Origin of the sequence: Reinekea marinisedimentorum, from assembly GCF_004341165.1 — a bacterium.
GTDB classification, from domain to species: Bacteria; Pseudomonadota; Gammaproteobacteria; order Pseudomonadales; family Natronospirillaceae; genus Reinekea; species Reinekea marinisedimentorum.
In genome coordinates, this window is sequence record NZ_SLZR01000011.1 from 75,724 (window position 1) to 87,802 (window position 12,079).

Genomic DNA, 12,079 nt, shown 5'->3' on the forward strand with positions numbered 1-12,079 from the left:
ATAAATCAATGAATTATGAGTCTTTTTTTATACTGCGAGATAATTCCAGCTCATAGCTGGAATATATCGTTTCCCACGCTTCACACTGCGGGCAGTGCCAAAGCATTTTGTCGGACTCATAGCCGCAGTGGGTACATATTTGAATATCGTGAGCATCGAGATTGTTATTGCTCAACACGGACTTTATTACCGTAGTCACCTGAGCAGGCAACTCTGGAAACTGCTCCAGCCAATAGTCAACAACTATGACTGATTCACCCAGGCGCACCTTTTCTTCAATTGCAGATGTCCAGTGCGCTTCAAGTGGTTCGCCCGAAAGCTGGTGCAGTTCGATGACGACTTCCAGAATTCTCACCGATGGATGGCGCAAATAAAGCTGCTTGAGAAAATCAAGCATCCCATCGGCACTGTTGCCAGCCACCGCCAACAATTTGAGCGGCTTGATGGCGAGGTTTGTTCTGAGCGGGTCTTTTTCCAGTACATCGCGATAGTAGTAAGTGGCCTCCCCTACCCTTTGCTTTTCTACCGCCAGTACAGCAGACATATAGGCCGCGCGAGTTCCGACGTTCAGCTTTCTGGCTTTCTTCAATACCCTGGCAACATCAGCGATATCATTACTTTCTTGCAGGTCTTCAGCGTATTCGCAATAAAGATTGGCAAGCCGCAGACCACCGGAACCAGGAATGCCATATTTTTCAATAAGCTCTACAGCCTGCTTCCAGCCTTTTTCTTTTTCCAGTATGGAAAGCCACAGACGAAAAGCATTCTTGGAAGTTTCGTCATCCGCCTCTTCCAGCGCCCTTAACAACACGCTTTCAGCATGGCTCAACACACCCGCGGAGTAATAATCGCGTGCAATCTCAATTTCCAGCTTGAAGGGCTCATGACCTTGCAAGCTGGCGGAAGAAATTGCTTCATGAATGGAAATAGCCTTATCAAACTCCCCCCTGCGTCGGAACAATTCGGCCAGCGCATAGTAAATTTCGACGTTTTCAAGGTTAATGGGGTAACGATTAAGCCAACGGGTTACATCACTTTCCATGATCTTCAGGTCGTAGTGGTATTCGCCCATAGGAAAGCGGCGCGACCGAAAGCGCTCAGGAAGGAGCTTTTCAAAATAAAGAAGCAGATTTTTCATACGTAATATTCAGGATGATCGTACGAATCGCCCAAGAATGATGCCCAATAACAGACCAAGGGCAAGGAAGGTGAGGTAAACAATGTAAGCAGGTATATCCGGAGAGGTCCAGGACAGGAACTGAAAGTTAACAATCGTGCTGTTAGACCAGCCAACCAGCCAGCCGACCACGAGCAAAACGACAATAAAAATCCATTTCAGTATGCGCAAGTTAAATCTCCACTAAAGAATGCGGGGAGCTGATTATATCAGTCGTCGATGCTGTCGTTCACTGATTCACGCAGTTCTTTTCCCGGCTTGAAATGCGGAACGTATTTACCCTCCAGCTCAACTGATTCGCCGGTTTTAGGGTTACGGCCCACCCGTGGCGAGCGATAGTGCAGTGAAAAGCTGCCAAAGCCACGAATTTCAATACGCTCACCCTCAGCAAGCGCTTGTGCCATATGGTCTAACATGGTTTTAATTGCCAACTCTACGTCGCGAACTGACAACTGTCCTTGCCGGTCAACTATTCGTTCTATGAGTTCGGACTTAGTCACAGTGAAATCCTCCGGTCGGTTTCAACTAAGTGCTTAATAATTAGACTAATTCAGCTTCAGAAATAACACAAGTATTTATTTTTAAACGACTTTTTTGACATTTTGAAGTCATTCGCCCAGCCGGGATTTACACAGATACAGTTTGATCAAAAGATTGTGACCAACCACCAATAATTAACAGGCATAAAAAAAGCCAGCATTCAGCTGGCTTTTTCATCAGAAAACAACGCTTAGCTGTTGCCTTCTTCCAGTTTAGCTTTGATCAGGTCACCAATAGTGGTTGGGCCTGCAGCTTCAACAGCTTTGTCTTTCAGCTCTTTAACCGCTGCTTTCTCGTCGTCTACGTCTTTCGCCTTGATAGACAGGCTGATTACGCGGTTCTTACGATCAATGCTAACGATCTTAGCTTCAACTTCATCGCCTTCGTTCAGTACGTTGCGAGCATCTTCAACACGGTCACGTGAGATTTCAGAAGCCTTCAGAGTACCTTCGATGTCGTCTTCCAGAGTGATGATCGCTGCTTTAGCGTCAACTTCTTTCACAGTACCTTTAACGATGGTGCCTTTGTCGTTTTCAGCAGCGTATGCAGCGAATGGATCCATATCCAGTTGCTTGATACCCAGAGAAATACGCTCACGCTCAGGATCGATAGACAGAATAGTGGTTTCCAGCTCTTCACCTTTCTTGTACTTACGTACAGCTTCTTCACCAGACTCATTCCAGCTGATGTCAGACAGGTGAACCAGGCCGTCAATGCCGCCTTCCAGACCAATGAAGATACCGAAGTCAGTGATAGACTTGATCTTACCAGATACTTTGTCGCCCTTGTTGAAGCGGTTACCGAAGTCTTCCCATGGGTTAACAACAGTTTGCTTGATACCCAGAGAAATACGACGACGCTCTTCGTCGATGTCCAGAACCATTACGTCGATGTCATCACCAACCTGAACAACCTTGGATGGGTGGATGTTCTTGTTAGTCCAGTCCATTTCAGAAACGTGTACCAGACCTTCAACGCCTTCTTCCAGCTCAGCAAAACAGCCGTAGTCAGTCAGGTTAGTAACTTTAGCAGTCACTTTAGCGTCTTCTGGGTAACGCGCTTTGATATCTACCCATGGATCTTCACCCAGCTGTTTCAGGCCAAGAGATACACGGTTACGCTCACGATCAAACTTCAATACTTTAACGTCGATCTCATCACCAACCTGTACGATTTCGCTTGGGTGCTTGATACGCTTCCAAGCCATGTCAGTGATGTGCAACAGGCCGTCAACACCGCCCAGATCTACGAACGCACCGTAGTCTGTCAGGTTCTTAACGATACCCTTAACTTCTTGACCTTCTTGCAGGTTAGCCAGCAACTCTTCACGCTCAGCGCTGTTAGAAGCTTCTAGAACCGCACGGCGAGATACAACAACGTTGTTACGCTTTTGGTCAAGCTTGATAACTTTAAACTCTAACTCTTTGCCTTCAAGGTGCAGAGTGTCACGTACTGGACGAATATCTACCAAAGAACCCGGCAAGAACGCTCGTACGGAGCTAACGTCAACGGTGAAACCACCCTTAACTTTGCCATTGATAACACCAATAACAACTTCTTTCGCTTCGTAAGCTTTTTCAAGTTCTGCCCATGCTTCAGCACGTTTAGCTTTTTCACGAGAAAGACGAGTTTCACCAAAGCCATCTTCAACAGCTTCCAGAGCAACTTTAACTTCGTCGCCAACAGCAACTTCAATTTCGCCTGCGTCGTTCAGGAATTGAACGCGAGGAATAACACCTTCAGACTTAAGGCCTGCGTGCACAGTTACCCAGTCAGAATCGATGTCAACAACAAGGCCAGTTACGATGGAGCCTGGCGCCATTTCAATTGTTTTTAAGCTTTCTTCAAATAAATCAGCGAAAGATTCAGTCATTTAATTTAAGTTCCTAAGAGATAAACGTCGCAAATTATTCAATTCACGACACGGCCGTAATCCAGCTGTTACGGGTCTGTCATTATTCCCTAAATGATCGACGCTGCTGGTCAAGTGATCATTCAAGGCCCAGTTCGAATAGCGTTTAACACGTTAATTCGTCTGAAATCAGGGTGGCGTATTATACGGATGGCAGACAAAAACCCAAGTGTTTTAACGGTTTTTCGCATACAAAAAGAACAAAACCCCAACACTCTTGCCAAGTACCGGGGTTAAGCAGGGGTCTCACCAGCGATTCTGCAATCAAATAATCTGTCGGCTGGCAGCCTCATCTAAGATGGCATTCATGACTTCATCAATGGAAAGACAGGTCGTATCCAGCAGAACTGCATCATCTGCAGGCTTTAATGGCGCGGTTGCGCGGTTCTGATCGCGCTCATCGCGGGCGACAATATCTGCCAGAACGGTGTCGTAATCCGCAGTTGCGCCCTTTTCCTGTAACTGCCTAACCCGCCGGGTTGCACGCTCTTCAGCAGAGGCATTCATAAAGATCTTTAACGGCGCATCGGTGAAAACAACCGTACCCATGTCCCGGCCGTCGGCTATAAGCCCCGGTTCAACGGCAAAAGCCCGCTGACGCTTCAGCAGCGCATCGCGAACACGGCTGTATGCTGCAACGATTGAGGCATTGGTACCGACCTCTTCGGTACGGATCGCCTCGGTTACCTTTTCATTTTCCAGGATTATCTGGCTGCCAGAGGCATCGTTGGCAAACTGTACATCCAGATGCTCCGCCACCAGAGCAACGGCCTGCTCATCTTTGAGGGATATGCCATGATTGCTTGCTGCAAGCGCCGTTAAACGATACAACGCACCCGAATCAAGAAAGTGCCAACCCAGCTTCTCAGCCAACAGAGTGCTGATTGTGCCTTTACCAACACCGCCTGGGCCATCCAATGTAATAACGGGTGCATGCTTGTTCATTTAGATTCCTGTCTTCCTGCTATGCTTTTCGGCGGGCATTTTCACTACTTCAGCGCGAATATCAACCTAACTTTGTAAAAATATTCCAGCTAAGCACAAAAAACTGACCCGTGCCGGCTTATTGCCAGTTATTCCAGGCAGATACAAAATGTCACCTTTCAGATGATTCTCATTTCTTATTCTTTCTGGCTTCCAGAATGTCTGAGAAATGATCCCTAGATGCCTTGGCACGCTCGAAGACCACCTTCAGGTAATCACCATCACCACGCTCAATGGCCCCTTCCAGCTGCGACAGATCAGCCTGAAAGCGCCGTAATACGGCCAGCAAGGCATCCTGATTAGTCAGGAAAATATCGTGCCACATGGTTGGGTCTGAAGCGGCAATCCGGGAAAAATCCCTGAAGCCACCGGCCGCATACTTAAAAATTTCCCGGTTTTCTGATTCGCGAGACAGGGTATCGACCAGCGAAAACGCCAGCAAATGCGGTAAATGGCTTGTTGCGGCCAATACTTCATCGTGGCGGGCAACCGGCATGGAAACCACTTCTGCCCCACAAGCACTCCAAAGGCGGCTGACAAGCGTGGTTGCCTCAGCAGAGGTTTCTTCCAGCGGCGTCACAATGAGCATGTGATTTTCAAACAACTGATCATTAGCCGCCATCAGGCCACTCTTCTCAGCTCCGGCAATTGGGTGTCCGGGCACAAAACTCGCTGGCACGTAACCCAGCTGCTGACGCACGATATTGACAACCTCGCCCTTAACGCTGCCAACATCGGTGATTGCCTTTACCTTATCCAGAGCAGGCTTAATGGCTTCGATCACAGCGGCAATCGCCAGAACCGGCACACCAATGACGATGCAATCCACGTCGGGAAGCTCGCTCAGGTTATCGACAACCTCATCAATAACACCCAGCTCTTTTGCCTGAGCAGCCACACCCTCGCGCCGGTTGTAACCATAAACATAGGCCTCGCCGCGGGTTTTAAGCGCCTTGGCGAAAGAAGCCCCAATAAGACCAAGGCCTATAACAAGCACCTTCGGCTGATCATTCATAACTGCTGTTGCTCCAACCTAAATTTATACACTGAGACAGACCGGTTACTTATGACTGCCAGCAAAGTTTCCAAACACATAAAGCTTAAAGTACACCCTTCGGATAGGAGCCCAGCACCTTCACTTCCACCGCAGTTTCTTTAATCGCGGCCAGTGCATCCTGAACATTTTTCTCATCGATGTGGCCGACAAAATCAATGAAGAAGACGTACGTCCAGTTACCGGAAGGTGAAGGCCGGGATTCCAAACGGGTCATATCGACACCGAAATCCTTAAACGGCTTCAGCAGGTTATACAATGCACCCGGCTCGTTGCGCATAGAAACGACCAGCGAGGTTTTATCGCCACCGGAAGCACCCACCTCTTCACGACCAATAATCAGGAAGCGAGTGGAGTTATCCGGGTTGTCTTCGATCTTGGTTTCAACGATTTCCAGCCCGTAAAGCTCACTGGCCAGCTCACCGGCAATGGCGGCAGAGTTCCATTCACCCTGCACACGGCGGGCGGCCTCAGCATTGCTGTTCACCGCGATTCGCTCAGCCTGAGGCATATGCGCATCAAGCCATTTACGACATTGAGCCAAAGACTGCTGATGGCTGTATATACGGGTAATTTTATCTCGGCGGGTATTTGGCCCGGTCATCAGATGCTGATGAATGCGCAGCTCCACCTCACCACAAATATGAATATTGGAACTGATAAAGGTATCCAGCGTGTGGTTTACAACACCTTCGGTCGAGTTTTCGATTGGCACCACACCATATTGCACCGCACCGGCCTCAACCTCGCGGAAAACTTCATCAATAGCAGGCATCGGCTTGCTCTTCACCCACTGGCCGAAGTGCTTCTTGGCAGCCTGCTGGGTAAAGGTGCCTTCCGGCCCCAAATAGGCGACTTCCAGAGGCTTTTCCAGCGCCAGGCAGGCCGACATAATCTCGCGGAACAGTCGCGCCATATCTTCGTTACCCAGTGGCCCCGGGTTACGTTCCATAATACGGTTGAGAACCTGTGCTTCACGCTCCGGGCGATAAAACACAGCATTCTCCGGGTCGGCAGCCAATTTCACTTCGGCAACGCGCATCGCGCATTGAGCACGCTGAGAAATCAGATTCAGGATTTCAGTATCCAGACGATCAATCTCGTTGCGAAGCCCTTTCAGCTCTTCTTCATCTTTGAAGTTTTGTTCCTGGTTTTGATCAGACATATTGGCTCTCAAATTTCTGCATAAAGTTGACCAATGCCTCGACACCTGAATAAGGCATGGCGTTATAGATACTGGCCCGCATACCACCCCGACTGCGATGCCCTTTCAAATTCATTAATCCAGCCTGTTCAGCCTGCCTTACAAACCGCTCATTCAGCTCCGCGCTGGCACAGGAGAACGGCACATTCATAGCGGAACGAGATCCTTGCTCGACAGCATTGGTAAACAAACTGCTGGAGTCTATCGCATTGTAAAGCAACTCAGCCTTGCGTTGGTTCTGCTTTTCTATTTGCGGTATGCCGCCGTTTTCCAACAACCACTCAAACACCAGATTAGCCATGTAAATCGCAAAGGTTGGCGGTGTATTCGCCATCGAGTTTTGGCTGGCCAGAGTCGCATAGTTCATTAACCGGGGCACACGATCACCGCAGCGCTCCAGCAAATCATCGCGGATAATAACCAGCGTTAAGCCTGCCGGGCCGATGTTCTTTTGCGCGCCGGCATAGATCACACCAAAATCAGCCACATTAAGTGGCGCCGACAAAATGCAGGACGACATATCGGCAACCAGTGGCACCTGACCACTTTGAGGAACATCTGGAAATGCGACACCATCGATGGTTTCGTTCGGCGTGTAGTGAAGGTAAGAAAGCTTAGCACCGACCGAATACTCACCGTTCAGCAATGCCCGGGAATAGTTGCTTTCAGCAGCGGAGGCCACAACCTTCACCGGTCCATAACGCTCTGCTTCTGCTATGGCCTTTTGCGCCCAATAGCCGGAGTCGAGATAGCCGCCAGGCTTTCCCGGCTGCATTAGATTCAGAGGAATGGACGCAAACTGAGCACTGGCACCGCCCTGCGTAAACAGCACGTGATAGTGATCAGGAATATTCAGTAATGAACGAAGCCGGTTTTCAGCCTGCGAAAGAATAGAGAGAAACGCATCTGAACGATGCGATAAAGACATTACCGACATGCCACAACCCTGATAGCTTAATAGCTCAGATTGGGCTTTTAATAGAACCTCTTCCGGCAGCATGGCCGGGCCAGAGCAAAAATTATAAGTTCTGTTTGCACCGGCCATCAGCCTTCAGTGTTCCTTATTCTTCGGTATCTTGATTTTCTTGTGCGTCAGCCTCATCAGAAGCTTCCGCATCGCCTTCATCCGCGAGCAGGCCTTCAACTTCTTCCGGCTCTTCAATGCGGGCAATACTGACCAGCGTCTCGTCTTCAGCAACACGGATCAGCGTAACACCCTGGGTATTCCGGCCGAGGGTCGAAATCTCTTCAACACGGGTACGGACCAGCGTGCCCTGATCGGAGATCAGCATCACCTCGTCGCCATCGAACACCTGCACTGCGCCAACCAGCTTGCCGTTACGCTCGCTGCACACCATAGCAATAACACCCTTGGTTCCGCGCCCTTTGGTCGGGAACTCGGTAACCTCTGTGCGCTTACCAAAGCCTCGTTCAGAGGCCGTCAGAATGGTGGAGTCATTCTCAGGCACAATCAGTGAAATGACCGACTGACCATCGTCCAGCTGAATACCACGAACACCGCGCGCCGTTCGACCCATGGCACGAACGTGCTCTTCTTTAAAGCGCACTACCTTGCCGGCATCGGAAAGCAACATCACTTCGCGCTCACCGTCTGTCAGCGCAACACCAACCAGGTGGTCACCCTCATCCAGAGACAAAGCAATCAGGCCATTGCTGCGCGGGCGAGAGAAGGCATCCAGAGATGTTTTCTTCACTGTACCGTTCGAGGTAGCCATGAAAATAAAGTGATCGGCATCGTATTCACGAATCGGCAGAATTGCGGTAACCCGCTCATTCGCATCCAGATTCAACAGATTCACCATCGGGCGGCCCTTCGCCGCACGGCTGGCCTGCGGTATTTCAAAGACACGCAGCCAGTAAACCTTGCCAAAATTCGAGAAGCACAGGATTGTATCGTGGGTATTCGCCACCAGCATGTGCTCAATAAAGTCTTCATCTTTCAGCGAGGACGCAGAACGACCCTTACCGCCACGCTTCTGCGCCTCGTAATCGGTCAGCGGCTGCGTTTTAGCATAACCGGCGTGAGAAATGGTCACTACCATGTCTTCTTCGGTGATCAGGTCTTCCATGGAAAGATCCTGACGGCTGGCGATAATTTCAGTTTTACGCTCATCACCGAATTCATCTTTCACCTGCTCCAGCTCTTCACGAATGACTTCCATCAGGCGTTCATAGCTGTTCAGAATGCGCAGCAACTCACCAATATCGTTGATGATCTGCTTGTATTCGCCAATGAGTTTTTCGTGCTCCAGGCCAGTCAGCTTCTGTAAGCGCATATCCAGAATCTGCTGAGCCTGATCGGCTGACAGGTAGTAGCGCTCATCACGCACACCAAATTCATCGCCCAGATCTTCCGGCCGGCATACATCGGCACCGGCACGTTCCAGCATGGCAGAAACATCACCCAGCGCCCAACTGCGGGCCAGAATGCGTTCTTTGGCTTCCGCTCCGGTTGACGAGGAGCGAATCAACTCAATCATTTCATCGATATTTGCCAGCGCTATCGCCAGACCTTCAAGGATATGACCACGCTGACGCGCTTTGCGTAATTCGAAAACAGTACGGCGGGTTACCACTTCACGGCGGTGACGAATAAAGGCTTCCAGCAGCTCTTTCAGGTTAAGAACCTTTGGCTGACCGTCGACAAGAGCCACGGTATTGATACCGAATACGGTTTCCAGCTGGGTTTGTGCATACAGGTTATTCAGCAGTACATCGCCGGATTCACCCCGTTTCAGATCGATCGCAATACGCAGACCGTCTTTATCAGACTCATCACGCAGCTCAGAAATACCTTCAATCTTCTTCTCTTTAACCAGCTCTGCGATCTTTTCAATCAGGCGGGCTTTGTTCACCTGATACGGGATCTCATGAACAATAATGCTTTCACGACCGGTCTTTTCATTGACCAGCACTTCGGCCTTACCGCGAACATAAATGCGGCCGCGACCCGTACGGTACGCTTCCAGAATGCCTTTGCGGCCATTGATGTAGGCTCCGGTCGGGAAATCCGGCCCGGGAATGTATTGCATTAGGCCATCAACATCTAAATCCGGGTTTTCAATCAGCGCAAGAACGCCATTAATCACCTCATTCAGGTTGTGCGGCGGAATGTTGGTCGCCATACCAACGGCAATGCCGGACGATCCATTAACCAGCAGGTTAGGTATGCGAGTAGGCAGCACTTCCGGAATTAATTCAGAGCCGTCGTAGTTTTCGACGTAATCAACGGTCTCTTTTTCCAGATCAGCCAGCATGGAGTGCGACAGCTTCTCCATACGGATTTCGGTGTATCGCATTGCAGCAGCTGAGTCACCGTCGATAGAACCGAAGTTACCCTGACCGTCGACCAGCGTGTAACGCATGGCAAAGGGCTGAGCCATACGGACGATGGTGTCGTATACCGCTGAGTCACCGTGCGGGTGGTACTTACCGATTACATCACCAACAACACGTGCAGATTTCTTATATGCTTTGTTCCAATCGTTGCCCAAAACATTCATGGCAAAAAGGACACGTCGATGCACCGGTTTCAGGCCGTCGCGCACGTCTGGCAGTGCACGACCGACAATAACGCTCATCGCATAATCTAAATAGGATTGTTTCAGCTCTTCTTCGATATTGACCTGAAAAATCTCTTTGGCTAATTCACCCATGAGGTATCACTATCCTTTTTTATTTGGCCGGCCCGTATTACTGACCTGCCTTGTTACCGGGCAACGTTATTCGCGCCCAACAAAGAGCGAAATAATACCACAAATCAATAAGATAGACAGGTAAAGGAAAGTCATTTTCACTTCGAGTCTGGCTATGCTGCAGGCTTTTTACTAGCATACGCCTTTTACACAAATAGAAAGGACCGCGCTATGCAACCGATCGACACCCTGATTAACGCCCGTTGGGTTATTCCGGTTAACAAAGAACGCGACATATTAGAAAATCACAGCGTTGCCATAGCTGACGGCAAAATTGTCGACATTCTGGCAACCAATGAAGCTGCCGATAAGTATACCGCTAAAGAAACCATTTCCCTGCAAGACCAGGCATTGATCCCCGGCTTTGTAAACACGCACGGCCATGCCGCTATGGCCCTGTTCCGTGGTATGGCTGACGACCTGGAGCTGATGACCTGGCTGAACGACCACGTCTGGCCGGCCGAAGGTAAATGGGTCAGCGCTGAATTCGTTAAAGACGGCACCCTGTTTGCCGCGGCCGAAATGATCCGCTCCGGCACCACCACCTTCTCTGACAACTATTTCTTCGCCGGCGAAGCGGCCAAGAGCGTGATTGAAAGTGGCATGCGCGCTCAGCTTTGCCCACCTGTTCTCGACTTTCCGACGAACTGGGCTCAAACCCCGGATGAACACATCGACCTGATTACCGAAGTTATGGGTGAGTACAAGAACCACAGCCATGTTCGTGTTGTGTTTGGTCCTCACGCGCCTTACACCTGCTCTGACGAGCCGCTGATCCGCATTAAAGAGCTGGCCGATGAACTGAACGTGCCGGTACAAATGCACGTACACGAAACTCAGGTTGAGGTAGACGGCCAGATTGAGCAGCGGGGCAACCGCCCTATCCGCCGTCTGAAAGAGCTGGGTCTTCTGAACAGCAAGTTTCAGGCAGTGCACATGACCGCACTGAGCGATGAAGACATCGACGATATCGCCGAAGCCGGCGCGCATGTTCTGCACTGCCCGGAATCCAACCTGAAGCTGGCCAGTGGCTTTTGCCCGGTCGATAAACTGCAGAAGCGCGGCATCAATGTCGCCCTGGGTACCGATGGCGCTGCCAGCAATAACGATCTGGACATGCTCGGCGAGATGCGTACAGCTGCGATGCTGGCCAAGGCCGTAGGCCAGAACGCGGTAGCCCTGCCAGCCTATGAGGCACTGGCAATGGCAACCATCAACGGCGCTAAAGCACTGGGTTGGGATGCTGAAATCGGCAGCCTGGAAGTGGGTAAGTGCGCGGATATCACCGCCATTGCTCTGGATGACCTGGAATCACAGCCTTTGTACGACCCGGTATCACACATTGTGTATGCCAGCACCCGTGATCAGGTGAAGCACGTTTGGGTTAACGGTAAGCACCTTCTGGACGACCGCAACCTGACAACTCTGGATAAAAACGCCATCGTTGAAAACGCAAAACAGTGGCAAGCCAAAATCAAAGGCTGATACTGAC

At 50.2% G+C, this 12,079-nt stretch carries 10 protein-coding genes; 1 reads left to right on the forward strand and 9 read right to left on the reverse strand.

From position 1 onward, the window contains the following. Positions 1 to 13 precede the first annotated feature (13 nt). From BCF53_RS13120 to gyrA, 9 genes are all read right to left on the reverse strand, one after another. The gene (locus tag BCF53_RS13120; RefSeq protein ID WP_132702194.1) at positions 14 to 1,138 is read right to left on the reverse strand and encodes a hypothetical protein; all 1,125 of its coding nucleotides are present in this window, start codon (positions 1,136 to 1,138) and stop codon (positions 14 to 16) included. Between the two features lie 9 nt (positions 1,139 to 1,147). Continuing rightward, a complete protein-coding gene (locus tag BCF53_RS13125; protein ID WP_132702195.1) occupies positions 1,148 to 1,348 on the reverse strand; it encodes a DUF1049 domain-containing protein in 201 nt (66 codons plus the stop codon). A gap of 38 nt (positions 1,349 to 1,386) precedes the next feature. Continuing rightward, entirely contained in the window at positions 1,387 to 1,677 is a 291-nt protein-coding gene (ihfB, locus tag BCF53_RS13130; protein ID WP_132702196.1) for an integration host factor subunit beta, read from the reverse strand. Between the two features lie 230 nt (positions 1,678 to 1,907). Then, the gene (gene rpsA / locus BCF53_RS13135) at positions 1,908 to 3,590 is read right to left on the reverse strand and encodes a 30S ribosomal protein S1 (RefSeq protein ID WP_132702197.1); all 1,683 of its coding nucleotides are present in this window, start codon (positions 3,588 to 3,590) and stop codon (positions 1,908 to 1,910) included. 303 nt (positions 3,591 to 3,893) lie between these two features. Continuing rightward, positions 3,894 to 4,574, reverse strand: a complete 681-nt coding sequence (gene cmk / locus BCF53_RS13140) for a (d)CMP kinase (RefSeq protein ID WP_132702198.1) — start codon at positions 4,572 to 4,574, stop codon at positions 3,894 to 3,896. Between the two features lie 169 nt (positions 4,575 to 4,743). Further along, the gene (locus tag BCF53_RS13145; protein ID WP_132702199.1) at positions 4,744 to 5,628 is read right to left on the reverse strand and encodes a prephenate dehydrogenase/arogenate dehydrogenase family protein; all 885 of its coding nucleotides are present in this window, start codon (positions 5,626 to 5,628) and stop codon (positions 4,744 to 4,746) included. A gap of 85 nt (positions 5,629 to 5,713) precedes the next feature. Further along, entirely contained in the window at positions 5,714 to 6,832 is a 1,119-nt protein-coding gene (pheA, locus tag BCF53_RS13150) for a prephenate dehydratase (protein WP_132702200.1), read from the reverse strand. Beyond that, positions 6,825 to 7,916, reverse strand: coding sequence for a 3-phosphoserine/phosphohydroxythreonine transaminase (serC, locus tag BCF53_RS13155; RefSeq protein WP_132702201.1), 1,092 nt, complete (start codon positions 7,914 to 7,916; stop codon positions 6,825 to 6,827). Before serC ends, pheA begins: the two co-directional genes overlap by 8 nt. Positions 7,917 to 7,932: 16 nt before the next feature. After that, positions 7,933 to 10,548 carry a DNA gyrase subunit A gene (gene gyrA, locus BCF53_RS13160; protein ID WP_132702202.1) on the reverse strand — a complete coding sequence of 872 codons (2,616 nt, stop codon included), beginning with the start codon at positions 10,546 to 10,548 and terminating at the stop codon, positions 7,933 to 7,935. Between the two features lie 210 nt (positions 10,549 to 10,758). On the opposite strand from gyrA, the gene BCF53_RS13165 reads away from it, so the two are divergent. Further along, on the forward strand, positions 10,759 to 12,072 hold the full coding sequence (locus BCF53_RS13165; protein ID WP_132702203.1) for a TRZ/ATZ family hydrolase: 1,314 nt from the start codon (positions 10,759 to 10,761) through the stop codon (positions 12,070 to 12,072). Positions 12,073 to 12,079 lie beyond the last annotated feature (7 nt).